Here is a 25,394-nt window from a genome sequence, read left to right on the forward strand (position 1 = left end):
CGTGCTCGCGGGTGCTGCGGGGCGCTACCGGCTGATCAGCAGGTGATCAGAGCCTGATCAGTAGTTGTGGTGGATCTGCCAGTAGTCCCAGGCCTGGTTCGGGCTGCCGTAGCGGGCGTTCATGTAGTCGTACGCCCACTTGATCTGGGTGGTGGGGTTGGTCTGCCAGTCCGCGCCGGCCGAGGCCATCTTGTTGCCCGGCAGCGCCTGGGCCAGCCCGTAGGCGCCCGAGGACGGGTTGGTGGCGGTCACGTTCCAACCGCTCTCGTGGGTGATGATCTGGTCGAACGAGGCGAGCTGGTTGGCGGGCACGATGCTGGCGGCGATCGACTGCGGGGTCTCGGCGAACGCGGCGCTGGGGGCCACGGCCGCGCCGAGCACGGCGATACCGGCGGCGGAGACGAGCAGGGCGGCGGACTTGCGCATGCGGGTGGTGATCACGGGCATGGGGGAGTTCGACCTCAATCAGGTGGGGGCGCCACCATCCCCCGTAACGACCGCGGGCACGCCACAGCGTGGCCCGACGATCAGGGAATGCGGCACCAGGCGACCCCGCACAGTGCGGGGGCCGGACGGAATCCGCGTCACCCGGAGGACCCGGGCACCGCGGCTGGCGACTTAGCCATTGTTAGCGCGGCCCAAGACCCCCGCCAAGAGCCCTTGTTACGACGCCGCGTCGTAGCAAACCGGCCTCACTTGACCGTCCGAGCGCCACCGCTACCCCCCGCAAATCACCCCAAACCATCCTTTTTCAGACGTCCGCTCCCCCGCTTGACCAGGACAAACACCCACACCCCCGACAGCCGCCCCACCGACACCCCCACCCACCCCGCCAAACCTCGAAAACAGGCAACGATCGGGCGTAGTAGACGCGAAAGGCACGTGAGCACCGTCACCGAGCACCCGGGCGAAATGTCCCTTTTGAAGTGATCTGGGGCACTAGAAATGGCCTGCCCGGCCGCGCTCAGCCGGGCTCAGCCGGGCTCAGCCGCGCCGTCGGCCGGCCCGAACCGCAGCTCCACCCCGATGCCGAAGTGGTCCGAGAGGTACTCCTCCCGTCCGTCCGCCAGCCGCACCGCCTCCCGCAGCACCACCGCCGCCCGCGACCGCACCGCCTGCGCGGGCGGCACGGAGAGCAGTACCTGGTCGATGGCCGGGGGATCCGGCCAGCGCGCCGTCGGCCGGTAGGTCGGCTCGCGATGTCCCGCCAGCAGGTCGCGCAGCCCCGTGGCACGGACGAAGTCGCGGTACGTCGCGCAGTCGCGCGGGACGTTGAAGTCCCCGGCGACCACCAGCGGCCCGGCGGGCCCGGTGAGCTCCGCCGCCCGCACGACGCCGCCGAGCTGCCGCAGCTCCGCCGCCTCGACCCGGGTGTAGCGGTTCGCGGCGGACCAGTCGTCGTCGCGGTTGGCGCTCAGATGGGTGTTCACCACCGTCAGCGGCAGGTCGCCGACCCGATGGCGGGTCACCAGCACCCCCTTGAGCATCAGCCACTCGCGCCGGACCGGCCGGGCCGGCCGGAACAGGGTGAACTCCTGCCCGGTGAGCGGCAGTCGGGAGAGCGTGACCAGGCCGCCCCGGACGATCGGGAAGGCGGGCGCGTAGCCGACCTGGTGGTACGAGCGGGCCACCCGGCGCAGCGCGGCCAGGTTGCGCGCCGACGTCACCTCCTGCAGGCAGACGATGTCGTACTCCGAGCGCTCCAGCACCTCGCCGAGCGCGCGGAGTCTGGCCCGGGCGCTGCCGCGGAAGAGCGTGTTGAACGTCAACAGGCGTACCGTGCCGGTCACTCTGCCCTCGCCCCCAGACTGCGCCCCGATCGCGGCGACCTGGGCCGAGCGTAGGCCCTCCCGGCCCTCCCGGCGCTCCCGCCCCACCGCCGGGCGAAGTTCACCCAGTGGCCGTTCAACGCTCACCCGAGTCGGTAGGCGGCCACGGTCGCGGCCTCCTACCGTACGGGCACAAGGCGCGAGCGGACGGCCGGGATCGGCACCGCTCGGACGCCGCGCTCGGCCGTGCCCAGGCCGAGTCCCCTCGTCGAGCGGAAGATCGATCCAATGCGGGTACTTGAGCAGGCCTCCTCGCTGGGCAGCACTCCGGCCGCCCCGTCCGCAGGTGTCGGGGCCGGTCCGCTGCGCGCGCTGGTGATCACCGGCAGTGTCGGCGCCGGCCACAACGGCGCGGCGTTCGAGTTGGTCCGGCGGCTGGCCGCGCAGGGTGTCGAGGCCGACTGCCGCGACTACCTCGACGCGCTGCCCCGGCGCTACCAGCGCCTGCTGCGCGACGGCTACGAGTTCAGCGCCAGCCGGACGCCGTGGGCCTTCGAGTGGCTGTTCCGCAGCGAGGAGCGCGAGTCGCTGGTGCGCTCCCTCACGATGCACCTCTGCCGGCTGGCCGCACGGGAGTCGGCGCGCTGGGTCGCCGGGGACTACGACGTGGTGGTGACCACCTTCCCGTTCGCCGCGCAGACACTCGGCATGCTGAAGGAGGACGGCACGCTGACCGCGCCCACGGTCTGCTACCTCACCGACCCCGCGCCGCACCGGCTCTGGGTGCACCCCCGGCTCGACGCGCACCTGACGGTCACCCGGGCCACCGCCACCGAGGGCAGCCTGCGGTACGGCGTGCCGATGGCGGCGGCCGGGCCGCTCGCCCCCGCCGCCTTCGGTGAGCGCCCCGACCCGGCGGCCAGCGCGGCGCTGCGGGCCGAACTCGGCGTGCCGCCGCAGCGGCGGATGGCGCTGCTGGTGACCGGCTCGCTGGGGCTCGGTGACGTGATGTCCGCCGTCCAGGCGCTGCGCGCCGCCGAGGACACCGTGCCCGTGGTGCTGTGCGGGCGCAACGAGCGGCTGCGGCAGCGGATCGCGGCGCTGCCCGGTGTGGTGGCGCTGGGCTGGCGCACCGATGTGCCCGCGCTGATGGCGGCCGCCGATGTGCTGGTGCACAACGCGGGCGGGCTCTCGCTGACCGAGGCGCTGGTCGCGGGCCTGCCCGCGGTCAGTTACGAGGTGCTGTCCGGGCACGGTCGGGCGAACGCGGCCACCCTGGCCAAGGCCGGGCTGGCGCCCTGGCCGCGCGACCCCGCGCAGCTGTCCCAGGCGCTGGCCCGGCAGGCCGCCCGCGGCCGGGTCCACCTGCCGCCGCTGCCCGAGCGGCAGCAGGCCGCCGCCGTGGTGGCCGAGTTGGGCCGGGCGTGGCGCGAGCAGGGTCAGCGCCACCCCGAGCAGGCGCCGGAGGCACGCGAGGGGTCGCGCGAACGGAGCGTGCTGCGACTGCGCCGCAGGCGGTCGGCCGCCCGCGCGACGGTGGGCGCCGAGGCGCTCGCCGAGCCGGCCGCGAGTTCGGGCCGGATCTCCTGACCTTGTGTCAGGAGTGCGAGCCGGGACGCCGGACACGGTCTCAGGGTTCATGGAGCGTTAATCTGTGAAGGGCTGAACACGCGTACTATTCTCGCGACCATGTCAGCCATGGAACTCAGGGGACTCCGGCTCCGCCGGACGACGAATCGCCTCCGCCCGCGCCTCGCGGCCTCACTGGCCGCCGGGGCCCTGGCCGTCACCGGACTGGCCAGCGGCACCGGTGTGGGCACGGCGGCGGCCGATTCGCACGGCTTCAAGCCGCCGAAGATCAAGCACGTCTGGGTCATCATGCTGGAGAACAAGTCGTACGAGGCTTCGTTCACCGGCCTGAACCAGAACAGCTACCTGTGGAAGACGCTGCCGCAGTACGGCGAGCTGCTGCGGCAGTACTACGGCACCGGGCACTACAGCCTGGACAACTACGTCAGCGCGGTCAGCGGCCAGGCCCCGAACGCGCAGACCCAGAACGACTGCCCGCAGTACACCAACGTCGCCCCCGGCACCCCGGCGGCCGACGGCCAGGTGCACGCCACTTCCGGGTGCGTCTACCCCTCCTCGGTGTACACGCTCTTCAACCAGCTGGACGACAAGAACCTCAGCTGGAAGGCCTACATGCAGGAGATGGGCAACACGCCCGGCCGCGAGGACCCGTACAAGTGCGGCGTCCCCGGTGACCCGTCCGGCGGCGGCGTGGTGGACCCGGGCGGCGCCACCGCTCAGGACCAGTACGTGCCCAAGCACAACCCGACCGCCTGGTTCCACTCGCTGATCGACGACCCGCAGGAGTGCGCCCAGGTCGTGCCGCTGGACGGCCGCCCCGCCCAGACCGGGCACCCGGCGCTCAGCGGCCTCGCCCAGGACCTGCAGAGCGAGGACAGCACCCCGGCGTTCTCCTGGATCACCCCGGACAACTGCTCGGACGCGCACGACTCGACCTGCAAGGGCGACAACGGCTCCGGTGACCCGAACAACCACCAGGGCGGCCTGTACGCCTCGGACCTCTTCCTGCAGAAGTGGATCCCGCAGATCATGGCCTCGCCGGCCTTCCAGGACGGCGGCATGATCGACATCACCTTCGACGAGGCGTTCCCGCCCTACAAGCTCTACGGGAACTCCACCGCGGACTACACCGGCAACTCGGACCCCACGCTCAACACCCCGACCGACACCGCGCAGTCGGTGGTGGCGTGCTGCAACGAGCTGCCGGGCCCGAACGTCACCCAGCCCGGCGACCAGGCCTTCGGCCAGGACACCACCCCCGGTGGCGGCATCACCGGTTCGCTGCTGATCTCCCGCTACATCAAGCCGGGCACCATCAGCGACCAGCCGTACAACCACTACTCCTGGCTGCGCAGCATGGAGGACCTGTTCCGGGTCAACAAGGGCGGCACCGACGGCCACGGCCACCTCGGCTACGCCGCCATGCCGGGCCTGCGTCCGTTCGGCCCCGACGTGTACAACAACCCGAGCGGCAAGGCGATGCAGCCCGCCGCCATGGGCAGCAACGGCGTCTGGTCGGCCACCGGCCAGCAGCCGCAGGACCAGCCCCTCGTGCTGACGCCCGACTTCACCGGCGCCACCGCCACCGAGGACAGCCTGAAGCCGGGAGCCGGCAAGTGACCCACCGCTCCACCAGTCGAAGCCGCGCCCACCTCGGGCGCGGCTTCGGCCGCATCCTCGGCGCCGCGTCCGCCGGCCTGCTCGCGCTCACCCTGACCGCCGGCTGCGGCGGACCGCAGGACACCGTCAAGACACTCGGCAAGGTGCCGATCCCGACCCCGCCCGCGAGTCCGATCGTGCCCACCGCGGCCCCCGGTCACGCGCAGCTGGTCGCGATGGGCGATCCCGTCCAACTCGCCCTCGACGGCTGGCAGGGCCGGATCACCGCCACCGGCCCCGACCTCGTGAACGCCGCCCCCTCGCAGGGCGCCGCACCGAACTCCAGCTCGCCGGGCACGATCACCGTGGCGCTGAGCGTGCCGACGGGCAGTCAGCAGCTGAGCGCGGACTCGCTGGTCGCCACCGACGAGCTGAGCCACCCGATCGCCCTCACCCCCGACGCCGCGGCGGCGACGGCCACCCCGGGGCATGACGCGGTGCTGCACTTCTCGGGCACCTTCGCCGCCGGGCACGCGACGCTGACCTGGCGCCAGGCGGGAAAGCCGATCGCCACCTGGGACTTCGAGGTCGAGCTGGACTGAGGTCGACTCTGGATGAAGGACATTTGGCGAAGCCATGGGCGCCCTTTGGTGCACTCTTGGTATACCGGAGACCATCCCCGTGGCTTCCCGACTTACGGTCGGTGCAGACGGGTCGTGGACGCGACCCGACTGACATGGGAGGTCTCAGGCATGCGACGTACCATCACCAAGATCGGTAGTCTCGCGGCGGTCTCGATGTTCGCCCTGGCGCTGGCGCAGCCCGCCCAGGCGGCGCAGAGCAGCGGCGCGGGTGTGCGTCCGGCGGCCGATGCGGCGGCCTACTTCGAGTTCACCGACGGCACGGACACCTTCGTCTTCCAGCTCACCGACCCGGCCAGGATCCAGCAGGCCCGGGACATGCTGAGCGGCGTGGACACGGCGGACACCGGTGTGATGGGTACCGTCGTCAGCACCCCCGCCCCGTACAACCAGCCCTGGAAGTACCAGCTCGACCCGAGCTCGGTGAAGTTCTTCGGCATGGCCACCGAGGTGTGCGACGCGAGCGTCTCCTACGTCAACGACCATCTGAGCGAGGTGGGTGGCGCGTTCCTGCCCCGCGCCACCTGGTGCCCCTGGCACTCGAAGCTGACCCGCGAGGTCACCGCGCCGTAAGGCGCCCCGGCCCGGGTTCGCCGAACGGCTTGCGGACCAGGAGGGTGACGCTCGCCCGCTTCACCCCTTCGCCGGGCTGCTGGACCAGCTGTGCGGTGCGGACGAAACCCGCCTGGTCCAGCAGCTCCGCGATCCGCGGTGCCGGCAGCAGGTACCACGCGTAGGACACCGGGTGATCGCCGTAGGCCCGGGTCGGACTCAGCTGCTCGCCGTCCCCCACGTGACCGGCGAGCATCAGGTGACCGCCCGGCGCCAGCACGCGATAGCACTCCGCGAAGACCGCCGGCAGGGCTTCGGGCGGCGTGTGGTGGGTGGAGAAGTGAGCCAGGATGCCGCCGAGTTCGTCGTCCCCGAGCTCCAGCGCGGTCATCGAGCCCAGCTCGAAGCGCAGCTCCGGATAGGCCTGGCGAGCCAGCTCGATCATCCGCGGTGACAGGTCGACCCCGAACGCGGACAGTCCCGCCCTCGCCAGATGCGCCGTCAGATGGCCGGGCCCGCACCCCAGGTCCGCGACCGGCCCCGCGCCGGCGGCCAGCACCAACTCCGCGAACGCGGCCAGCATCGCGCGCGACAAGGGGGCGAACTCGGCGGGCTTCATGACGCCCCGTGCGTAGTCGACGGCGACCTCGTCGTACGAGTCCCGGACGGCGGCGAGGTAAGCAGGTTCGGTCATGCGCCTGAATCCAGCCAAAGCCGCCAGTCGTTGCTGCGCATCAGGGTGCCGCTGCCCGCCGGGTACTCGAAGTCGCACGGGCCGGCGAGGCTGAAGCCGAGACGGTTGCAGAGGGCGTTCGAGGAGGCGTTCTCGACCGACGGGAAAGCATACAGGTACCCGGGGGTGCCGGGCTGTCGCGCGGCCTCGCGCACGACGGCGATCAGCGCCGTGCCGGCCGCCGCCGCGATGCCGCGCCCCTGGTGGGGCGGCAGGACGTTCCAGCCGGTCTCGTAGATCTGCTCGCCCTGCCAGTCGCGCTGGTGATAGGCGATGCTGCCGACCATCTCCTCGCCGAGCAGGACGGCGAACATGCAGCCGCGGCCGGTCTGCGGCATGGCGAGGTAGCGGCGGTGCCGGGCGAGCAACTCCTCCTCCGGTTCGGGGCCGCCGACGTGGTGGCGCATCTGCGGGGTGTTGATCCGCCGCAGCAGGGCGAGCGCGGACTCCGACCAGGGTTCGAGATGGATCTCCATGCGGGGCAGCCTGCCATGCTCCGGGGTGCTCGGGCACCCCATTTCCGCGCCCGCTCGACCGCTCTGACCTGCGCGGCAGGCTCGCGGGCGACGGTGGCGCGCGCGAACTCCGTTGGTACCTCGATCATTCCGGCACTCCAGCCGCCTGACGATCCGTCAGCCGTACAGCCCCACACCTTCGCCGGCCGCTGCCCGGACCAGGATGGCGGCCAGCTCGACCGGGGCGGAGAGCATCGGGAAGTGGCCGGTGGCCAGCTCGAAGAAGGTGACCCCGGGCTCGGTCAGCTTGGCGAACCGGGGGTCCCCACTGCCGTGCAGGGCACGGGCCACCTCCAGGCTGAGGCCGTTGTCCAGGCAGAACACGCCGGTGGTGGGCAGCTTGCGCCAGGCGCCGGTCAGCTCGATCGGGTCGGTGAGGGTCGCGGCGGGATGCGGGGTGGCCAGGCGGTGGTACCGCTCCAACTCGGCGGCGGGGATGCCGGCCGGCTCGCTCGGCACCGGCAGCACACCGTCCTCGATCGGGCCCGAGATCCCGTTCCCCGCGAAGCTCGTCAGCACGGACTCGCCGTTCTCCGGCATCCCGGTGTCCACGAACACCACCCGCTCGACCTGGCCCGCCCGCTGGTCGGCAGCAGCCAGCGCGGGGAAGGCCGCGTAACTGTGGGCCACCAGCGCCACCCCCGGCCCCTCCGCATCGAGCAGTTCCCGCACGTGCGCGGTGTGCTCGGCGAGCCCGATGCTCCCGACCCCCTCCCCCGCGCGCTCGCCCAGACCGGGCAGCGTCACCGGCACCGCCCGGTGCCCGCCCGCCGTCAGTTCGGCGGCCACCGCCTCCCAGGCCCAACCACCCATGAAGAGACCGGGGACCAGCAGAAACGTCGTCATGGCTGACCTCTTTCGTAGCGTTGCCGTGCTGCTGGACGGACCCTAGGACCTCCCCCAGGGGGAGATTCCCAGCCAGCTCGTGGCGCGCCTGGATAAGGTCATCGGATGATCACCGATGACCTTGCCCGAGGCAGCCGCGTCGCCATCCGATCCCTGCGGCAGGAGGACCGCGCCGAGTTCACCCGGCTCGCCCGTGCGAACGCGGAACTCCACCGCCCCTGGCTCGCCCCGCCGACCACGGACGCCGAGTTCGATGCCTACCTCGCGCGGTTCGAGGACCCGGCCGCCCGTGCGTGCTTCGTCATCTGCCTGGCGGAGACCGGCGAGCTCGCCGGATACGTGGCCGTCAACAACATCGTGCACGGCGCCTTCCGCTGCGGCGCGCTGGGCTACGGTGCGTTCGTGGCGGGGCGCGGACTGGTGGCCGAGGGTGTCGACCTCGTCATCCGGCACGCGTTCACCGAGCTCGGGCTGCACCGCCTCGAAGTCAACGTCCAGCCGGAGAACCTCCGATCCATCGCGCTGGCCAAGCGGCTCGGGTTCCGACTCGAAGGCTTCTCGCCGGACTTCCTGTTCATCGACGGGGCCTGGCGAGGACATGAGCGCTGGGCGATCACGGCGGACATGGTCGACGGCCTCGCGCAAGGCCCGCTCCGGAGGGCGGCCACTGGCTGACACTCCGTCAGCTGTCCATCGCTTGCGCCATCGTGATCAGCGATCATGCTGCCAGCGGACGACCGGCGGCGGCTACCTGCCGAGTGCTTTTTTGGCGATGAGCGCGGTGGCGGTGTCGGTGATCGTCTGTTCGGTGGGGCGGGGCTGCCAGCCGAGTTGGGTGCGTGCTTTGCCGCTGTCGACGAGCCTGGTGCGGCCGAGCTCGGAACGCACCATCGCCATCTGCGGGTTGCGCCGCGCGAGCAGTTTGACGACGAGGTCGGGCATGGTGCGCGTGGGTACCTTGGCGGTTTCGTTCGGGAGCTTCTCGCGCAGGATGCGGGCGATGTCCCGGTACCACAGGAAGGTGCCCGAGCCGAGGTAGCGCTGGCCTGCGGCGGCCGGGCTGGTCATGGCGAGGATGTGGAGTTCGGCGATGTCGCGCACGTCGACGATGTTCCAGCCGATGTTCGGCAGGGCGGGAATCTCGCGGGCGAGCAGGCGGCGGATGATCTCGACCGTTCCTGGCCCGTTCGGTGTGCCCAGTGTGGGGCCCTGCATGAACGTCGGGAGGACGGCGGTCAGTTCGAGCCCGGTGGCGGCGGCGAGATCCCACGCGTCGCGCTCGGCGAGGATCTTGGAGTCGGGATAGGCGCGAAGTGGGGTGCCGGACGGCGCGGTCCAGGTCGTCTCGGTCGCGGGTGTGTCCGGGTCGCCGGTGTCGGCCGTGACGCCGGAGGAGGTGAACACGGCACGCCTGACCCCGGCGCGGGCGGCGGCGCCCAGGACGCGGCGGGTGCCCTCACGTGCGGTGGTGATGAGATCCACGCCCGAGCCGAAGGGCATCGGCGAGGCGGTGTGCAGCACGTGGTCGGCACCCGCGATCGCCTCGTCCCAGCCGTCGTCGCCGAGGAGGTCGGCGGCCGCGAACTCGATGGTCGCGGCTGCCTGCTCGCCTGCCTGCCCACTCACGGCGTCGCGTACCTGCTGCGCTCTGTCGAGGCTGCGCACGGTGGTGCGCACCCGGTAGCCGCGCTGGAGCAGGCCCGTGATCACCCAGCCGGCCAGGTAGCCGGTTCCGCCGGTGACGAGCACCGTCTCATTGACGTTACTGTCGGTCATCTAGCCCTCCAATGTCATTGAGTTTCTCATTGATATTTGGAAGGTACCATAGGTCCATGACCGCAAGCCATGACGCGAAGGCACCGACGACTCGTCCTGCGGACGTCGAGCGGAAAGCCGAGATCGTCCGTGTTCTCCTGGAGGTGGGAAACTCCGCGGACGCGGTCGTGGCCCAGGTGCTCGGCGAGTTCGGGGTCCCGACTTCCGTCGCCGGCACGCTGAGGGCACTCGCCCCGGGAACCGAACCGCCGACGATGCGGGAGGTGGCAGCCCGCCTGCGCTGCGACCCTTCCACGGTGAGTCTGGCCGCCGACAAACTCCAGAGCATGGGACTCGTCGCCCGTCAGCCCCATCCCGCCGACGGCCGCAAGCGCACCCTGGCCCTCACCGAACAGGGACACGAACTGTGGGAGGCGCTCAGGACACGACTGCACGCCTCCGGGCTGTTCGCCGGTCTCGACGCGCAGGAACAGGACACCCTGCTCGCGCTGCTGACGAAAATGCGAAACCCGCAACGTCCATAGCCGATGCTGCGTCAGCCCTCCGCGCCCCACGGTGGACCCGGAATGATGCAGGGCATGGACATGGGTGTGCACAGGGTGCTGTTCTTCCCGCGAGAGGCGGTGGCCCTCGATGTCGCTCGGGAGCTGTCGGACCTGGGATGCCGGTTCGTCGCGGTTCGTGCGGGCCAGGGCGAGAGGCTGTGGAGCGTCTCCTCCCTCGCCGTCTATCCGGTACCCGAGGACGGGCCGGAGCAGCTAGGGCCTTTCCTCCAGGACGAGAAGCGCAGGTTCGCAGCGTTGGCCCGCAGCCGGGGCGGCGCCCTGCTCACGCACGTCCACAGTTCGTCGGGCGGTGTACCCGCCTTCTCCCGCGACGGACTCGTACACGAGGACGCCACGGCCCGCATCGCGCTCCCCGCCCCGCTGCCGGGCCCGCGGTCGCTGCCGCCGGGCGCACCGCGGTGGGAAGGCCTGGACTTCGGGGACCCGGGGACCGAGATCCGTGAGGCGGTTGCCGTGGCGAAGCGGATGCACGGATCACCCGGGGCGGTGCCGCACCTTCTCGAGTTCCTCATGGACGACGCCATCCTCGACGAGATCGACGAACCCGGCGAGGGCACCCGGGAGTTCCTGGCGGACCTGGTGCGGATGGCACACCACATGCCCACCCGGGACGCCGGCGCGGTGTTGATCATCCCCTACCTGGCCGAACTCGCCCGCTCGCAGGCCATGTCGCCAGGTGCCCGGACGAGCCTGCTCCACGTGCTGCTCGGATACGCCTCAGAACTCGACGCCACGGCCGCCGCCTTCGCCGACTGGAGTGCGATGGGCGGCCGGGTCGACGTTCGGCACTTCACGCGTCTGCGCGACGCAGTCGTGACAGAGATTCCGAGTCTCGTCCCGGCCTGGGACCGGGAGACCGACGCCGCCCGCTTCGTACTCGTATCACTTGCCACCTTCTGCCCGGCGCAGACCGCATCCCTCGTGCGTCCCCGCCTGGCCGACATCCCGGCACCCCAGGGCACCGACCGCGCCGATGCACTCGCCCTGGCGACTGCCCTGCTCGGAGAGGACACCAACGCCCTGGACATGGCGTTGCATCAGATAGCCGCCTGGGACAGCACCCTCGCCGAACAACTCGACAGCCCGCATACCCCTCGCCCCCAAGCCGCCCGCGCGGCCCTGGCGGCCTGCGTCAGACGAGACGTGCCCGATGCATTGAGCTGATGACGTCCTGAAGACAGCGTCCGACGCCGTCCGGGAGCGTCCGGGACGGTGCTCGGCCAGTTGTTTTCCGTTCCACCGGGCGGTGAGCTTCGGGTGTGCCCCGGGCCGACTCCGGGGCGGAACCGACTCACTGGAGGAGCTCCATGCGATTCACCAAGACCAGGAAGCGCGCCACGGCTGCCGTGCTCGCCGCGGTGGCGATGGGCGTGATCGGGGTGGGCAGCGCGACCTCGGCCCAGGCCGCCGAGGGCACCTGGACGGTCCGCAGCGGCGGCTGCGTCGCGCTGGAGAAGATCGAACTCCAGGGCGGCCACGACCACATGGCGATCGATCCGATCGCCGACCCCAGCGGCTGCGAGTTCGGCATCTGGGACCGGAACGCCAACCAGTGGACTTACGGCCCGACCACCAGCGGCTCCGAGTCGCCGTGGTACTACGACGGCCCGAACATGAGCCTGGAGGCGTGTCTGTGGGGGCCGCGCAGCGCAGAGTCGTGCGGCCCGATCAACTGAGCACGGTGCGGTGAGCGAGGCAGGAGCGGGCCCTCGCGGGTCCGCTCCCGCCACTCGACTGCCGCGAGGGCATGACCCGAGGGCATGACGCGAACCCAACCATCCGGCTGCGCCCGGACGATGACGCCCTCGAAGGACGCCCGAGATTCGTTCCCCACCCCGGCGCCGAGTCCGGCTCCGGACCTCGTCACTGGAGGAGTTCCATGCGATTCACCACAACTGCCGGACGCGCAGCGGCCGTTGCGCTAGCGGCGGCCACGCTCGGCCTGGGCGCCACAGCCTCGGCCCAGGCCGTAACGATAGGCGGCGGCACGACCATCACCAACGGCGGCTGCTCCGTGCTGGTGGAAGTCATGAACGGCTCAGTGGTCGTCGAAGGGTCCGCCCACAACGGCGGTTGCTCCTTCAGCATCTTCGACTCAACCAGCGGGAGATGGCTCGTAGAAGGACCGGCTCCCCTCGCGGGGGCCTGGGTCTACACGGGCCCTTTCGGGAAGCTGACAGGCTGCCTGTCATCGACCCTGACCGGTACCAGGGTGTGCGACCCTCTCAACTGAGCATGGACCCGAACGCTCCGGGACGGCGTACGGCAGCAGTCGAGGCACCACGCGTTCGACCGGCTCCATACCCGGCTGCGGCTCCTGCTGGCCGCGTACCGCGGCCAGCAGGCGGTCGCGGTCGGCCGGGTCCAGGCCCAGGGCCATGGCCAGCCGCGTCACCGACGACAGGCGAGGCCGCCGCCGCCCCGACTCCAGCACGCTGATCGCATGCGTCGAGACACCTGACTGTTCCGCGAGCCCCTCCTGCGTCAACCCGGCCGACAACCGGTACTGTCGCAGCAGCGTTCCGAAATCCCCCGGCATGATCGCCTCCGAACAGTGGTCACTCCGCGGGAGTGACGACGCTCTGCGCGAGTGACGACGGCAGGAACGGCCCGGCGCCCCGGACGCGTACCCCCGTGGGCGACTCCCGGCCTGCAACCCTGGCGGTCCCTGACAACAAAGCATCATAGAACGCCAAGCAAACGCCATGGAACGCTCAGTCGGTGTTGGCCAGGATGGTCCCCAGCACACGCCGGATCGGCCGAGCGGGCCGATCCCTCAAGGGGGGACGTATGGCCGGGCAACACATTGGCGGGGTTCCGGACCGGTTATCGCAGCAGATTTCAGCCACGATGCCCGATACGGGCGAAGCGACCACACCACAGGAGTTCGTTCGCCGACTTCAGACGTTCAAAATTTGGTCGGGCAACCCATCGCTGCGCGAACTCGAGCGCCGCACCGGCCTTCCACGCAGCACCCTTTCGGGAGACCTGAGCCACCAGCGGAGCCGTCTCCCGCCCCTGGAACGGGTGTTGGCGCTGGTCACCGCCTTCGGCGCGTCCGCCGAGGAACTCGCGCGCTGGCAACTGTCCTGGCAGCGCATCCAGTTGCGGCAGCAGTCGGCCCAACCGCCGGTGCCCGCTTCGCGCTCCGCCGTCGAGCCGCCGGGCAACGCTCAGGACTCGTGGATCGGTGCGGGGAGGGACGCGGCGGGCGCACCTTCCCGAGTGATCCGTGACGGTCTGCGAGCAGGCCTGCGTTGCAGCACGGGTCGGGACGGTACGCCCGTGCTCAGCGTCGTCACCGATGACCGCTCCATCCGGTCCGGTGCCCCGATCGACGAGATCGTCCGCGAGGGCGCCCGCCGGCTGCTGGCTGCCGCGCTGGAGGCGGAAGTCAACCAGTACATAGCAGAGTTGGCGGCCGAGACCGACGAGCACGGACGGCGTCCGGTGGTCCGCAACGGTCAGCACCGGTCCCGCACGGTGGTCACCACCGCCGGCCCGGTCGAGGTCACCGCGCCCCGCGTGAACGACCGCCGCATCGACGACAGGACCGGCGAGCGCAAACGGTTCTCCTCGAAGATCCTCGCGCCGTGGTGCCGCAAGTCGCCGAAGATCTCGGAGGTCCTGCCGCTGCTCCACCTGCACGGACTGTCGTCAGGGGACTTCGGTCCCGCACTGGAACAGTTCCTCGGCGGCACGGCCGGCCTGTCCCCCGCGACCGTCACCCGGCTGACGAAGCAGTGGAGCGACGACCTCGCCGGCTTCCAGGAACGGGATCTGTCCGACCGCGACTTCGTCTACGTGTGGGCCGACGGGGTCCACCCGAAGGTCCGGCTCGGTCAGGCGCACTCGTGCGTCCTGGTCCTGCTCGGCGTCCGCCTGGACGGCACCAAGGAGCTGATCGCGCTGGCCGAGGGGCTGCGGGAGTCCACCGAGTCCTGGGCCGAGCTGCTGCACGACTGCCGCCGACGCGGCATGCGAGACCCCGAACTCGTCGTCGGCGACGGCGCGATGGGCCTGCGGAAGGCACTCGCCGAGGTCTTCCCGGCCGCCCGCCATCAGCACTGCTGGGTGCACGAGGCCCGGAATGTCACCACCTGCCTGCCGAAGTCCGCACAACCGGGCGCGGCGAAGGCGATGCAGGAGATCTACCACGCGGCGGACCGCGCGCACGCCGAGAAGGCGATCGAGGCGTTCGCCCGCAGTTACGGTGCCAAGTGGCCCGAGGCCGTCGCTAGGATCACCGACGACCAGGAGGAACTGCTGGCGTTCTACGACTTCCCGGCCGAGCACTGGGTTCACCTGCGGACCACGCATCCGATCGAGTCGACGTTCGCCACGGTCAAGCTCCGCACCAAGGTCACGGGCGGGGCCGGCGGCCCGGCCGCGGCCCTCACGATGGTGTTCAAGCTCGTCGAATCCGCCCAGGCACGATGGCGTGCGATCACCGGCGCCCACCTGGTGCCTCTCGTCCGTGCGGGAGCCCGGTTCGAGAACGGCATCCTGGTCGAGCGCACCAAGGCGGCCGCGTGACGGACATGTTCGCCGCGCCGGAAGCCCTGACCGACCGCGATCCGCTCACACCTCGGCACCGACGCTCGAGTGACCTTCGAAACATGTGACGATCCGTTGTCGAGAACCAGAAAGAGCGTCAGTGGGCCCGGGGGCCCAAGGGTCTGACATCGGGTCATTGACACTCAATCCAGCCCGGATGAGGGTGGCACCACAGGCGCACAAGTGTGCATCCCAAAAGGAATCCCGCATCCGTGCGCAGCGCTACTCCACGACCGTTACCGGCAGCACCCTCGGCCCATCACGGTCACGTCCAGGACATCTACCGCAGCCGAGCCCCCACTCGCTCAGCCGATTGCGACACCAGAGGACCGCCGCACATGACCGAGCTTCCCACCTATCTTGGCCGCCATCTCGGCCGCCCGCTGGCCGCGGATGAGATGGCCGCTTCCTCCGAGGCGACCATTCCCGCTGCCACGCATCTCCGGGAGGTCGTCTTCACCTCCACGGAACTGTCAGCGAACTGCCCGGTCACCGGACAGCCCGACCTGTACAGCACCACCATCTCCTACCGTCCGACCGGCGGGCTGTGCCTGGAGTCGAAGGCACTGAAGCACTACCTGTGGGGCTTCCGCGACAGAGGGATCTTCGCTGAGGACCTGGCGTCCCAAATTGCGGAGGACCTGCACACGACCCTGAACGCCGCGGTCGACGTCGAACTGATCCAGCAGGTCCGCGGCGGACTCACGCTGACGGTCCGTGCCACCGCGCCGACGGCTGGGGCGGTCGCGTGAACGTGCGAAAGAAGCTCGCCGTTCTGGCCTTCTCCGGCGGTATGGACTCCAGCACCCTGGCTGGACATTACCATCAGAGCGGCTACGAACTGATACTCCTGTCATTCGACTACGGCCAGCGGCACACGCGGGAACTCGCCTCCGCCCGGGCCGTCGCCGCGCACTACGCCGCCGAGCACCATGTCGTGGATCTCACGACCGTCGGGGCCCTCATGCCCGGGTCGGCTCTCACCGACCCCGACGTCGAAGTCCCGGACGGGCACTACGAGGACGAGACGATGCGCATCACGGTGGTGCCGAACCGTAACGCCATCATGGCGAACATCGCCGCGGGCATCGCCGCAGCCAGGGCCGCCGAGCTGGTCGCCCTCGGTATCCACGCCGGTGACCACACCGTCTACCCCGACTGCCGGTCGTCCTTCGTCGACGCGCTGCGGGTATCGGTGGACAGCGCACTGGAGGGATTGCACGTTCCCAGGGTCGAGGCCCCGTTCCTGCACCTTCGCAAGGTCGACATCGCCCTCCGGGCAGCCGAGCTCGGGGTTCCGCTCCAGTTGTCCTGGTCGTGCTATCGCGGTGGCGAACTGCACTGCGGCCGGTGCGGAACGTGCACCGAGCGGCGCGAGGCATTCGAGCTGGCGGGCCTCAGCGACCCCACTGAGTACGAGACACTGGCGGTCCGCTGATGGCACACGCCGTCGCGATCAGCCACAACTTCGAGTCCGCGCACCGTCTGCCCAGCCTTGCCGGCAAGTGCGTCTCCCTGCACGGGCATTCCTGGTGGGTCGAGATCACCGTGGAGGCGCCCGCCACCGAGGCAGGCATCGTGGTGGAGCTCGGAGCTCTCAAGAAGGCCCTGCGCCAATGGATCGACGAGCATCTCGACCACGGCACGCTACTGGGGCCGGACGACCCGCTGGTCCCGATCCTGCGGTCGCACCAGTCCAAGGTGTACGTCGTTCCCGGGGAGCCGACGGTGGAGAACGTCGCGGCGCTGCTCGCCGACGTCGCCGCCAAGGCACTCGTGGGGCTCGACAGCGCCCCCGGTGCCCGCGTCAGCAGGGTCCGGGTGGATGAGACCCGCGCCAACTCAGCCATCTGGCAGGCCGACTGATGGTGGAACTTCGCTCCTCCACCGCTGTGGGGACGGCGGGAGGTGAGGCCCGGCTCGACCCCTCCGCAACCCTGATCGTCGCGGAGGTTTTCGGGCCGACTTGACCGTGCAGGGCGAGGGACCGTCGCTCGGCCGCCGAGCCGGCTTCGTGCGGCTGGGCGGCTGCAACCTCCACTGCACCTGGTGCGACACTCCCTACACCTGGAACGCCGCACGCCACAACCTGCGGGCCGAGCTGACACGTACCGCCGTCGCGGAGATCGTCCCACGGGTCCTGCGCGGCAACCCGGAGCTGGTCGTCATCACCGGCGGCGAACCGCTGCTGCACCAACGGCAGCCGGGATGGACGAGCCTGCTGTCCGCACTCACAGCCGCAGGAGTGGAGGTCGAAGTGGAGACCAACGGCACGCTCGCCCCCACGCCCGGGACCACGGCGGCGGTCACCCGGTTCAACGTCTCACCGAAGCTCGCGCACGCGGGCGACCCGGAAGCGGCCCGCATCCGTCCGGCAGCCCTTCAGTCCCTGCTCAGCACGGGAAAAGCCGGGTTCAAGTTCGTCTGCGCCACCGCGGACGACGTCGCCGAGGTCTCCCGGATCGCCGGTCGACTGGGCATACCGCCCACCGCAGTGTGGGTGATGCCGGAGGGCACCACGGCCGGGCGGGTGACGGCCCGGCTGCCCGTGCTCGCGGAGGCGGCCATCGCCGCGGGCTTCAACCTGACCACCCGACTTCACGTACACGTGTGGGGTGACGAGCGGGCCCGCTGAAGGCCCCCGTCCGCTCGACTCAGGAGCTCGACCCGATGAGGAGGCTCGACTGAGGAGGCTCGACCGTGCTCACCGCTCACTGGGCCTCATCGGCCGCGCTCGCCGCGGTGCCGTTGGCGGCCGCGCTGTCGCTCTACGGCTCTGCCCGCTACTGCGTGGCCATCTGGCGCGGTGAGGCGAGCCCCAACAGCGTGACGTGGTTCCTGTGGGCACTCGCCCCCCTGATCGCCTCGCTCGTCGGCCTCGCCCACGGCGTAGGGCTCGCCGAGGTGACGACGCTGAGCGCGGCACTGGGCGCATTGCTGGTGTGCGTCAGCACAGTCGCGACGAGCCCTCGCAGCTCCATCGGACGGCTGTCCGCCGGGGACCTGGCCTGCGGCGCGCTGTCGCTGGCAGCACTGCTGGCCTGGTGGCGCACCAGTGACCCGCGCACTGCGATCGCGCTGAGCCTGGCCGCCGATCTGCTGGCGGGGCTGCCGACTCTCGCGAAGGCGTACCGCGATCCGCGCAGCGAGTCTGTTGACGCCTACGCGACGATGACGGTCGGGGCAGCGCTGACCTTTGTCACGCTGCGGCACTGGTCCTTCGTCGGCGCGGGCTTCCCCGTGTATCTCCTCCTGCTCAACCTGACGCTCACCTACCTGACCCGCGGCGGACGAGCGGCGCCGACGAACGTCCGCGTCCATCTCCATGACGCCACTACTGAACCAGAGGTCCAAGCATGACTCACCCGGTGGCTACCGAGAGCCGGAGCGGCGCCGTCCGCGGGTTCGACCACAAGAGGGTCGAGGACGCCGTGCGCGAACTCCTCATCGCCGTCGGAGAGAATCCGGACAGGGAGGGGCTGCGCGATACCCCGAGCCGGGTCGCCCGTTCCTACCAGGAGATATTCGCGGGTCTCCAGCAGGAGCCGGAGGATGTCCTGACCACCACGTTCGACCTGGCCCACGACGAGATGGTGCTGGTCAAGGACATCAGTCTGGTCTCCTGCTGCGAACACCACCTCCTGCCCTTCCACGGTGTCGCCCACGTCGGCTACATCCCCGCCCTGAACGGCAAGGTCACCGGATTGTCCAAGCTGGCCCGTCTGGTGGACGTCTACGCCCGGCGTCCGCAGGTGCAGGAGCGGCTCACCACGCAGGTGGCGGACTCGCTGATGCGGATTCTGGGAGCCCGCGGTGTGATCGTCGTCATCGAGGCTGAGCACATGTGCATGTCCGTACGCGGCATTCGCAAGCTCGGCTCCAGGACGCTGACATCCGCGGTGCGCGGGCAGCTGCGTGACGCGGTCACCCGTGCCGAGGCCATGAGTCTCATCATCGGGCGCTGAGCTCGTGCGGGGCGGGCTCGTCTGAGGCCGCCGCCGGCTGGCACCCCGTCAGCCGCCCATTGAATGTGGCGGCCTGATCGGCGATCATGCTGCTCAACGGACGATCCCGGCGCCACCCCTGCCGCGGTAGCCGCGACCTGGGGAGAGTGCAATGCCGGAGCAGCAGCAGGCCACCGCCGACTGGCAGCCCGCCAGTTTCGAGACTCCGGCGCCGAACATCGCCCGGGTGTACGACTACCTGTTGGGCGGCAAGGACAACTACGCCCCCGATCGTCAGCTCGCCCAGCGGATCGAGCAGACGCTGCCCGAGGTGCACCTGGGCGTGAAGGCGCAGCGGGCGGTGCTGCGGCGGGTGGTGCGGTACCTGGTCGGGGAGGCGGGGCTTCGGCAACTGCTGGACATCGGCTCGGGGTTGCCGACCGCCGACAACGTGCACCAGATCGCGCAGGCGCTCGACCCGGCCACCAAGGTGGTGTACGTCGACCACGACCCGGTGGTGCTGGCCCACGCCCGCGCGCTGCTGGCCGACAACCGGGAGACGGTGGTGGTCGCCGGGGACCTGCGGCGGCCCGCCGAGCTGCTGGCCGATCAGCGGCTGCGGGCGCACCTGGACTTCGGGCAGCCGGTCGGGCTGCTGCTCTGCGGGATCCTGCACTACGTGCTGGACGAGGAGGAGCCGGCCCGGATCGTGCGCGAGCTGGTCGACGCGCTGCCGTCCGGCAGTTACGTCTTCGTCCACCACCTGCTGGCCGCCGGTGACGACGCCGAGGCGGCCGCCACCGAGGCCATCCTGCGCCAGGGGGTGGGCCGCGCCCAGTTCCGCACCATGGCGCAGGTGACCGAGTTCTTCGACGGCCTGGCGCTGGTCGACCCCGGGGTGGTGACCGTCTCCGAGTGGCACCCGGAGGCCGATGCCCCGAAGCTCGGCGAGAACCCGGTGCTGCGGCTGGCAGCGGTCGGCGTGGCGCGCAAGCCCTGAGCGCACCTGTCAGGTGTCGCACAGGCTCGCCTATCGTGTCGTCGTGCCCACAGTCCAGGTCGGCGAGCTCGACGTCTACTACGAGGTCCACGGCAGCGGCCCGCCGCTGCTGCTGATCGGCGGGCTCGGGGCGGACCTGACGCTCTTCGCTCCGCTGACCGAGCGGCTCGTTCAGCGCTACCAGGTGATCGTCTTCGACAATCGGGGTGCCGGGCGCTCCGGGAAGCCCGATCAGCCGTACTCGATCCCGCTGATGGCCGACGACGCGATCGGGCTGCTGGACGCGCTCGGCATCGCGCGCGCCCACCTGCTGGGCGTGTCGATGGGTGGGCGGATCGCCCTGGAGATCGCGATCGGCCGTCCCGAGCGGGTCGACCGGCTGGTGCTGGTCGCCAGCTCGGCCGCCGGGCGCGGCCGGCTCACGGTGTCCTGGCCGATGCGGCTGCTGGGGATGGCCAAGCGGCTCGGGCTGGTCCGGCGTGAGCACGCGCAGCCCGATTACGCGTTCCGGCGCCAACTCGCCGCGAGCGTCGGGTACTCGGCCCTCGACCGGCTGGGCGGCGTGCGGGCGCCGACGCTGATCCTGCACGGTCGCCAGGACCGCTCGATGCCGCTCGATGCCGCCCGGGCGACCGGGGCCGGCATCGCCGGCGCGCGCCTCGAACTCTTCGACGGCGGGCACCTGTTCTTCCTGCTGGCGCAGCGCGCTGCGGTGCTGGACCGGGTGGAGCGCTTCCTGAGCGAGGCGCGGTAGTGCGGAAGGGCTCCAACGGCGCTCAGGGGTGGGCGAGTTCCAGCACCACGATCCCCGCCAGCACCGTGGCGCTCGCGCCGATCCGCCGGCGGCCGAGCGGCTCGTGGAAGACCAGGGCGCCGATCGCGGCGGCGATGACGATGCTGGTCTCGCGCAGCGCCGCGATGGTGGCCAGGTCGCCGCGGGCCTGTGCCCAGACCACCAGGCCGTAGGCGAGCAGCGAGAGCACCCCGCCGCCCAGCCCGCGCAGCAGGAACGGCCTGAGCTGGCCGAACAGGGCCGGGCCACGCAGCACGCAGGCGGCCACCGGCAGGACCACCCCCTGGCAGAGGTAGAGCCAGGCGAGATAGCCGGACACCGTGCCGGAGTGCCGGACCCCGACGCCGTCGGTGATCGTGTAGCCGGCGATCATCACCCCGGTGCCCACGGCGGCGGCCAGCGAGGGGAGTTGCTCGCGACGCGGCAGGCCGTCGGCGACCGCGAGGCCGGCCAGGCCCAGGCAGATCACCGCGACGCCGAGCACTCCCCCGCCGGTCAGCGGCTGACCCAGCGCGAGAGTGGCGACCACCGCGACCAGCAGCGGTGAGGTGCCGCGGGCTATCGGGTAGAGCTGGCCGAAGTCGCCGAGCCGGTAGGTCTGCAACAGCAGGACCTGGTAGACGACCTGCAGCGTGGCGGACCCGGCGATGAACGGCCAGGCCGCCGGCTGCGGCAGCGGGGTGAGGCAGACCGCGACGGCGGCGACGCCGGTGAACGCCAGGCCGATCAGCACGAAGCCGACCAGCTTGTCCTTGATCGCGTGGGCCAGCGCGTTCCAGGTCGCGTGCAGCACGGCGGCGGCCAGCACCACGTACGGCACGGCCCCGGCGCCGGGCAGCGCCGACGGGCCCGCCATCGAGAGAGCGGCCACGGACATGAGCACACCTTCCGGTCGTGGAACTTATTTCCGCGCTATCGTAGACCCATGGAATCCAGTTCCGTGAACGACGGTCAGCTCGCCGCCCACATCCGCGCCCATCTACCGGAGCTGCGCGACGCGGAGGCACGCGTCGCGCAGGTCGTCCTCGACCAAGGCGCCGAGCTGGCGAGCCTGACCATCGGTGATGTCGCCGCACTGGCCGGCACCGCACCGTCCTCGGTGGTCCGCGCCTGCCAGCGGCTCGGCTTCCGCGGCTTCCAGCAGCTGAAGCTCGCGGCCGCCCGTCAGGCGCCCCGCCCGGCCGCCGGCCAGCACCCCGCCTCCCAGGACCCGGCCGCCCGGGCGCTGGCCGACACGCTGCGCGCGGCCCGCGAGGCGCTGGACGGGCTGACCGCGACCCTGGACCCGACGGGCCTGCGCGCGGCCGCCGAACTGCTCGACGCGGCGAGCCGGGTGCTGGTGATCGGCGCCGGGCTCTCCGGCGCGGTGGCACTGGACGCGGCGTACCGCCTGCGCGCCCTGGGCTGCGCCGTCGACGCGCCGGCCGACCCCAGCACCGCCCAACTGGCCGCCGGGCTGCTGCCGCCCAGCGCCGTCTGCCTGGCCATCAGCCACACCGGCGCCACCCGCACCACGGTCGACGCCGCCCGCCTGGCCCGGGACGCGGGCGCCGACGTGATCGCCCTGACCAGCACCGCCCACTCCCCGCTGGGCGAGCTGAGCAGCCGCACCCTGGTGGCCGGCGGCCAGGACCTGATCCTCGGCCTGGAGACCGTCGCCAGCCGGCTGGCCCACCTCGCGGTGATCGACGCCCTCGCGCTGACCCTGCTGACGCTGCGCGGCGCGAGCGCGGAGCAGGCGCTCTTCCTGTCCGCCGGCATCACCGCGGACCACCTCTACTGACCTTCCGGGAGCAGCGAGGCCGGCCAGCAGGGCCGGTCGCCGGGGCCGGTCATCGGGGCCGGTCAGCACCCAGCCGGTGCCCGCCGAAGCCGTTGCCGCCGCCCGCGTTCTGCCACCACTCCTCGATCGCGCGCTGGTCCATCGCCGCCCAGTCGGGGGTCTCGGTGACCTGGGCCCGGCCCAGGCTGCGGCCGAGTTCGACGGTGGCCCGGCCGAGCGGGGCACGCTCGGCGCTGTAGGCGGCCAGCGCCTCGTCCAGGGTGGCCGCCGAGCCGAGCGCGTGCTCCAGGGCGGCGGCGTCCTGCAAGGCCTTGATCGCGCCGCTGCCGGTGTTGGGGCGGGCGATCGCGGCGGCGTCGCCGAGCAGCGCGAGGCGGCCGTCGGCGAAGCGCGGGGTGGCCATGTCGTACATGGGCTGGACGAACCGCTCGTCCGGCGGGGTCCGCGCGATCACCTCCTGCCAGTACGGCGGGAAGTGCTCGTCCACCAGCTCCTGCTGATGGCGCGCCAGGTCGGCGGGCACGGCGCGCGGGTGGGTGCTGGTCGGGTCGGCGAAGCGGGCCGCGGCGGCGGGCGGCGGGACCGCGTAGAAGACCCAGTTGACGGCGGTGCCGGTGCCCTCCCGCCCGGGGATCCGGTAGACGATCATGTGGCCGCCGGGCCAGACGACGGTCGCCGCGTCCGCCTCGCGGAAGGCCTCGGGCGGGTCGGGCAGCCGGTCGGCGGGCAGGGTGCCGCGCCAGGCCAGGTAGCCGCCGTAGCCTGCCACGGCGTCCGGGTCGATCGCCGCGCGCACCAGGGAGCGGTAGCCGTCCGCGCCGACGACCAGGTCGAACCGCTCCTCAGCGCCGTCCGCCAGGCGCAGCCGCACGCCGTCGGCCTGGGGCTCGACGCCGGCGACGGCGGTGCCCGTCCGGTACCGCACGCTCGCCGGGATCCGGCCGCGCAGCTCGCGCCAGAGCGAGCCCCAGCTGTACGAGCGGAACGGCATCGGCAGCGCGGCGATCTCCCGCCCGGCGTGCTCGGCCCCGTCGCGTACCACCCAGGGCCGCCGGGCCAGTTGGACCCACGGCATGGCGGCGTCGAGGTAGCCGGCCGCCGCCAGCTCGGCGTACCGGTCGTTGTGCAGCGCGAGGCCGACGCCCAGGTCCTGGAGCCGCCCGGTGGACCGTTCGAACACCACTACCTCGGCCGCACCCGCCCGCGTCGCGGCGAGCGCGCCGGCGCACCCCGCGATACTCCCGCCCACCACGGCCACCCGTGCCCCGCGTACCGCTGCCACCTGGTTCCCCCCTGCGTTCGCCCGTTGCCGACGGCGTACGGGACACGCTACCGACTCCCGACGATCAGGTCACCATGGTCCGGCCGCGGCCGGCCGGCGGCGGCGCGGTGATACCCGGATGCCCTCAGCCCACCTCCGCAAATTATGACATTCCGTCATTTACAGTACTTTCCGGCACAGCTGACGTGCCGTCCGGCCGGTCCGGGCCGGATCAGCAGAGCCCAAGGGAGCAGCCAGATCGTGCAGCGCCTCACCCGTCTCGCCGTCGCCGCGGCGACCGCACTCGCCGCGGCGGCCGTGTCCGCCCCCACCGCCTCCGCCACCCTGCCGGCGGCCGACTCGCAGCCGCACCCGCACGGCGGCCACCACGCCGTCTTCGTGCAGAACAACAGCCTGGCCGGCAACCAGATCTTCGCCTACCACCGCTCCGACGACGGCCAGTTGACGCCGGCCGGCAGTCACGACACCGGCGGCCTCGGCGGCATGCTGAACGGCTCGGCGGCCGACCACCTCGCCTCGCAGGGCTCGCTCACCTACGACGAGCAGCACGCGCTGCTCTACGCCGTGAACGCGGGCAGCGACACCGTCACCGTCTTCGCGGTCGACGGCGACCACCTGGAGCGGCGTCAGGTCGTCTCCTCCGGCGGCCGGTTCCCGGTCAGCGTCGCCGTGCACGGCGACGTGGTCTACGTCCTGAACGCGCTGGACGGCGGCTCGATCCAGGGCTACCGGGTGCACGACGGCCACCTCGACAAGAAGGACGACTGGCACCGCTGCCTGGGCCTGGACCCCAACGCCACGCCGCAGTTCACCAACACTCCGGGGCAGGTCGGCTTCACCGCCAACGGCAGCCAGCTGATCGTCACCACCAAGGCCAACGGCAACAACCTCGACGTCTTCAAGATCGACCGCGACGGCGCGCCCGCCGCCGACCCGGTGGTCACCAATGTCCCCGGCGCGGTGCCCTTCGGCTTCGTCCAGAACGGCCACGGCGGCATCTTCCTGACCCTGACCGGGCCGAACGCGCTGTCCACCTTCCAGATCCACGGCGACGGCAAGGCGACCCAGCAGGCCTTCGCCGCCACCGGGCAGTCGGCCACCTGCTGGGTGGTCAAGGTGGACGACCTGCTCTACACCTCCAACGCGGGCAGCGCGACGCTCAGCGGTTTCCGGGCCTCCGACCACGGCGGGACGCTCACCCCGCTCGGCAACACGCCGACCGACCCGGGCACCGTCGACGCCGCCGCCTCGATCACCCCGGCCGGGCGGTACCTGTACGTGCAGACCGGCGGCAACGGCATCGTCGACGAGTTCGCGGTCAACACCGACGGCTCGCTGACGCAGATCGGCGCGCAGACCGTGCCCGACGCGGTCGGCGGCGAGGGCATCGTCGCGTTCTGACGCGCCCGCACCGGCACGGCTCGGCCCCGGCCGCCATCCCGGCGGCC

At 71.5% G+C, this 25,394-nt stretch carries 27 protein-coding genes; 19 read left to right on the forward strand and 8 right to left on the reverse strand.

All coding sequences use genetic code 11. The features are described 5' to 3' along the window. Positions 1–57: 57 nt before the first annotated feature. Positions 58–447, reverse strand: coding sequence for a transglycosylase SLT domain-containing protein (locus P3T41_RS23405; RefSeq protein ID WP_280691971.1), 390 nt, complete (start codon positions 445–447; stop codon positions 58–60). Positions 448–974: 527 nt separating this feature from the next. Next, positions 975–1,769: an endonuclease/exonuclease/phosphatase family protein gene (locus tag P3T41_RS23410; protein ID WP_280691972.1), complete on the reverse strand. Its 795-nt coding sequence runs from the start codon at positions 1,767–1,769 to the stop codon at positions 975–977. A gap of 288 nt (positions 1,770–2,057) precedes the next feature. Between P3T41_RS23410 and P3T41_RS23415 the strand changes: the two genes are divergently transcribed. The 4 genes from P3T41_RS23415 to P3T41_RS23430 all read left to right on the forward strand — a co-directional run bounded on the left by P3T41_RS23415 (position 2,058) and on the right by P3T41_RS23430 (position 6,172). After that, the gene (locus tag P3T41_RS23415) at positions 2,058–3,359 is read left to right on the forward strand and encodes a glycosyltransferase (RefSeq protein WP_280691973.1); all 1,302 of its coding nucleotides are present in this window, start codon (positions 2,058–2,060) and stop codon (positions 3,357–3,359) included. 99 nt (positions 3,360–3,458) lie between these two features. Next, entirely contained in the window at positions 3,459–4,979 is a 1,521-nt protein-coding gene (locus P3T41_RS23420; RefSeq protein ID WP_280691974.1) for an alkaline phosphatase family protein, read from the forward strand. After that, positions 4,976–5,560, forward strand: a complete 585-nt coding sequence (locus tag P3T41_RS23425) for a hypothetical protein (RefSeq protein ID WP_280691975.1) — start codon at positions 4,976–4,978, stop codon at positions 5,558–5,560. The genes P3T41_RS23420 and P3T41_RS23425 overlap by 4 nt, the downstream gene beginning before the upstream one ends. A 150-nt stretch (positions 5,561–5,710) precedes the next feature. Continuing rightward, complete coding sequence (locus P3T41_RS23430) at positions 5,711–6,172, forward strand: calmodulin-binding protein (protein ID WP_280691976.1); 462 nt, start codon at positions 5,711–5,713, stop codon at positions 6,170–6,172. Here the strand turns inward: P3T41_RS23430 and P3T41_RS23435 are convergent. From P3T41_RS23435 to P3T41_RS23445, 3 genes are all read right to left on the reverse strand, one after another. Further along, positions 6,159–6,845: a class I SAM-dependent methyltransferase gene (locus tag P3T41_RS23435; protein WP_280691977.1), complete on the reverse strand. Its 687-nt coding sequence runs from the start codon at positions 6,843–6,845 to the stop codon at positions 6,159–6,161. The genes P3T41_RS23430 and P3T41_RS23435 overlap by 14 nt on opposite strands. After that, complete coding sequence (locus P3T41_RS23440) at positions 6,842–7,360, reverse strand: GNAT family N-acetyltransferase (RefSeq protein WP_280691978.1); 519 nt, start codon at positions 7,358–7,360, stop codon at positions 6,842–6,844. The genes P3T41_RS23435 and P3T41_RS23440 overlap by 4 nt, the downstream gene beginning before the upstream one ends. A gap of 156 nt (positions 7,361–7,516) precedes the next feature. After that, positions 7,517–8,245, reverse strand: coding sequence for an alpha/beta hydrolase (locus P3T41_RS23445; RefSeq protein ID WP_280691979.1), 729 nt, complete (start codon positions 8,243–8,245; stop codon positions 7,517–7,519). Positions 8,246–8,350: 105 nt separating this feature from the next. Between P3T41_RS23445 and P3T41_RS23450 the strand changes: the two genes are divergently transcribed. Continuing rightward, on the forward strand, positions 8,351–8,920 hold the full coding sequence (locus P3T41_RS23450; protein WP_280691980.1) for a GNAT family protein: 570 nt from the start codon (positions 8,351–8,353) through the stop codon (positions 8,918–8,920). Between the two features lie 72 nt (positions 8,921–8,992). Here P3T41_RS23450 and P3T41_RS23455 read toward each other — a convergent pair whose 3' ends face one another. After that, the gene (locus P3T41_RS23455; protein ID WP_280691981.1) at positions 8,993–10,021 is read right to left on the reverse strand and encodes an NAD-dependent epimerase/dehydratase family protein; all 1,029 of its coding nucleotides are present in this window, start codon (positions 10,019–10,021) and stop codon (positions 8,993–8,995) included. Between the two features lie 56 nt (positions 10,022–10,077). Between P3T41_RS23455 and P3T41_RS23460 the strand changes: the two genes are divergently transcribed. From P3T41_RS23460 to P3T41_RS23515, 12 genes are all read left to right on the forward strand, one after another. After that, positions 10,078–10,545 (forward strand): MarR family transcriptional regulator, encoded by a 468-nt coding sequence (locus P3T41_RS23460; protein ID WP_280691982.1) that lies wholly within the window; start codon positions 10,078–10,080, stop codon positions 10,543–10,545. 54 nt (positions 10,546–10,599) lie between these two features. Further along, positions 10,600–11,751 carry a hypothetical protein gene (locus P3T41_RS23465; protein ID WP_280691983.1) on the forward strand — a complete coding sequence of 384 codons (1,152 nt, stop codon included), beginning with the start codon at positions 10,600–10,602 and terminating at the stop codon, positions 11,749–11,751. 143 nt (positions 11,752–11,894) lie between these two features. Beyond that, positions 11,895–12,263 carry a hypothetical protein gene (locus P3T41_RS23470; RefSeq protein WP_280691984.1) on the forward strand — a complete coding sequence of 123 codons (369 nt, stop codon included), beginning with the start codon at positions 11,895–11,897 and terminating at the stop codon, positions 12,261–12,263. A gap of 1,609 nt (positions 12,264–13,872) precedes the next feature. Continuing rightward, positions 13,873–15,123, forward strand: a complete 1,251-nt coding sequence (locus tag P3T41_RS23475) for an IS256 family transposase (RefSeq protein ID WP_280692146.1) — start codon at positions 13,873–13,875, stop codon at positions 15,121–15,123. A 359-nt stretch (positions 15,124–15,482) separates the two neighbouring features. Then, a complete protein-coding gene (locus P3T41_RS23480) occupies positions 15,483–15,896 on the forward strand; it encodes a hypothetical protein (RefSeq protein WP_280691985.1) in 414 nt (137 codons plus the stop codon). Then, the gene (gene queC, locus P3T41_RS23485) at positions 15,893–16,582 is read left to right on the forward strand and encodes a 7-cyano-7-deazaguanine synthase QueC (protein WP_280691986.1); all 690 of its coding nucleotides are present in this window, start codon (positions 15,893–15,895) and stop codon (positions 16,580–16,582) included. The genes P3T41_RS23480 and queC overlap by 4 nt, the downstream gene beginning before the upstream one ends. Continuing rightward, positions 16,582–17,010 (forward strand): 6-carboxytetrahydropterin synthase, encoded by a 429-nt coding sequence (locus P3T41_RS23490; RefSeq protein ID WP_280691987.1) that lies wholly within the window; start codon positions 16,582–16,584, stop codon positions 17,008–17,010. Before queC ends, P3T41_RS23490 begins: the two co-directional genes overlap by 1 nt. A 106-nt stretch (positions 17,011–17,116) precedes the next feature. Further along, positions 17,117–17,779: a 7-carboxy-7-deazaguanine synthase QueE gene (locus P3T41_RS23495; protein ID WP_348533692.1), complete on the forward strand. Its 663-nt coding sequence runs from the start codon at positions 17,117–17,119 to the stop codon at positions 17,777–17,779. Positions 17,780–17,844: 65 nt separating this feature from the next. Continuing rightward, positions 17,845–18,504, forward strand: a complete 660-nt coding sequence (locus tag P3T41_RS23500; RefSeq protein WP_280691988.1) for a hypothetical protein — start codon at positions 17,845–17,847, stop codon at positions 18,502–18,504. Between the two features lie 8 nt (positions 18,505–18,512). Further along, on the forward strand, positions 18,513–19,109 hold the full coding sequence (folE, locus tag P3T41_RS23505; protein WP_280691989.1) for a GTP cyclohydrolase I FolE: 597 nt from the start codon (positions 18,513–18,515) through the stop codon (positions 19,107–19,109). Between the two features lie 151 nt (positions 19,110–19,260). Then, positions 19,261–20,088 carry an SAM-dependent methyltransferase gene (locus tag P3T41_RS23510; protein WP_280691990.1) on the forward strand — a complete coding sequence of 276 codons (828 nt, stop codon included), beginning with the start codon at positions 19,261–19,263 and terminating at the stop codon, positions 20,086–20,088. A gap of 43 nt (positions 20,089–20,131) precedes the next feature. Further along, a complete protein-coding gene (locus P3T41_RS23515) occupies positions 20,132–20,842 on the forward strand; it encodes an alpha/beta fold hydrolase (RefSeq protein WP_280691991.1) in 711 nt (236 codons plus the stop codon). 22 nt (positions 20,843–20,864) lie between these two features. Here P3T41_RS23515 and P3T41_RS23520 read toward each other — a convergent pair whose 3' ends face one another. Next, positions 20,865–21,758 carry an EamA family transporter gene (locus P3T41_RS23520; protein WP_280691992.1) on the reverse strand — a complete coding sequence of 298 codons (894 nt, stop codon included), beginning with the start codon at positions 21,756–21,758 and terminating at the stop codon, positions 20,865–20,867. Positions 21,759–21,806: 48 nt separating this feature from the next. On the opposite strand from P3T41_RS23520, the gene P3T41_RS23525 reads away from it, so the two are divergent. Continuing rightward, the gene (locus P3T41_RS23525; protein WP_280691993.1) at positions 21,807–22,664 is read left to right on the forward strand and encodes a MurR/RpiR family transcriptional regulator; all 858 of its coding nucleotides are present in this window, start codon (positions 21,807–21,809) and stop codon (positions 22,662–22,664) included. A 49-nt stretch (positions 22,665–22,713) separates the two neighbouring features. On the opposite strand, the gene P3T41_RS23530 is transcribed toward P3T41_RS23525, so the two are convergent. Next, complete coding sequence (locus P3T41_RS23530) at positions 22,714–23,946, reverse strand: FAD-dependent monooxygenase (RefSeq protein ID WP_280691994.1); 1,233 nt, start codon at positions 23,944–23,946, stop codon at positions 22,714–22,716. Between the two features lie 240 nt (positions 23,947–24,186). On the opposite strand from P3T41_RS23530, the gene P3T41_RS23535 reads away from it, so the two are divergent. After that, the gene (locus P3T41_RS23535) at positions 24,187–25,347 is read left to right on the forward strand and encodes a beta-propeller fold lactonase family protein (protein ID WP_280691995.1); all 1,161 of its coding nucleotides are present in this window, start codon (positions 24,187–24,189) and stop codon (positions 25,345–25,347) included. Positions 25,348–25,394: the final 47 nt, after the last annotated feature.

This window comes from Kitasatospora sp. GAS204B (genome assembly GCF_029892155.1).
Taxonomy (GTDB): domain Bacteria; phylum Actinomycetota; class Actinomycetes; order Streptomycetales; family Streptomycetaceae; genus Kitasatospora.

Bases quoted from the DNA above. Each gene is read 5' to 3' on its own strand.
- P3T41_RS23510 (WP_280691990.1), top strand. From the start codon at position 19,261: ATGCCGGAGCAGCAGCAGGCCACCGCCGACTGGCAGCCCGCCAGTTTC.
- P3T41_RS23520 (WP_280691992.1), bottom strand. From the start codon at position 21,758: ATGTCCGTGGCCGCTCTCTCGATGGCGGGCCCGTCGGCGCTGCCCGGC.
- P3T41_RS23440 (WP_280691978.1), bottom strand. From the start codon at position 7,360: ATGGAGATCCATCTCGAACCCTGGTCGGAGTCCGCGCTCGCCCTGCTG.
- P3T41_RS23450 (WP_280691980.1), top strand. From the start codon at position 8,351: ATGATCACCGATGACCTTGCCCGAGGCAGCCGCGTCGCCATCCGATCC.
- P3T41_RS23455 (WP_280691981.1), bottom strand. From the start codon at position 10,021: ATGACCGACAGTAACGTCAATGAGACGGTGCTCGTCACCGGCGGAACC.
- P3T41_RS23445 (WP_280691979.1), bottom strand. From the start codon at position 8,245: ATGACGACGTTTCTGCTGGTCCCCGGTCTCTTCATGGGTGGTTGGGCC.
- P3T41_RS23415 (WP_280691973.1), top strand. From the start codon at position 2,058: ATGCGGGTACTTGAGCAGGCCTCCTCGCTGGGCAGCACTCCGGCCGCC.
- P3T41_RS23435 (WP_280691977.1), bottom strand. From the start codon at position 6,845: ATGACCGAACCTGCTTACCTCGCCGCCGTCCGGGACTCGTACGACGAG.
- P3T41_RS23460 (WP_280691982.1), top strand. From the start codon at position 10,078: ATGACCGCAAGCCATGACGCGAAGGCACCGACGACTCGTCCTGCGGAC.
- P3T41_RS23405 (WP_280691971.1), bottom strand. From the start codon at position 447: ATGCCCGTGATCACCACCCGCATGCGCAAGTCCGCCGCCCTGCTCGTC.
- P3T41_RS23480 (WP_280691985.1), top strand. From the start codon at position 15,483: ATGACCGAGCTTCCCACCTATCTTGGCCGCCATCTCGGCCGCCCGCTG.
- P3T41_RS23470 (WP_280691984.1), top strand. From the start codon at position 11,895: ATGCGATTCACCAAGACCAGGAAGCGCGCCACGGCTGCCGTGCTCGCC.
- P3T41_RS23525 (WP_280691993.1), top strand. From the start codon at position 21,807: ATGGAATCCAGTTCCGTGAACGACGGTCAGCTCGCCGCCCACATCCGC.
- P3T41_RS23430 (WP_280691976.1), top strand. From the start codon at position 5,711: ATGCGACGTACCATCACCAAGATCGGTAGTCTCGCGGCGGTCTCGATG.
- P3T41_RS23465 (WP_280691983.1), top strand. From the start codon at position 10,600: ATGGACATGGGTGTGCACAGGGTGCTGTTCTTCCCGCGAGAGGCGGTG.
- P3T41_RS23490 (WP_280691987.1), top strand. From the start codon at position 16,582: ATGGCACACGCCGTCGCGATCAGCCACAACTTCGAGTCCGCGCACCGT.
- P3T41_RS23420 (WP_280691974.1), top strand. From the start codon at position 3,459: ATGTCAGCCATGGAACTCAGGGGACTCCGGCTCCGCCGGACGACGAAT.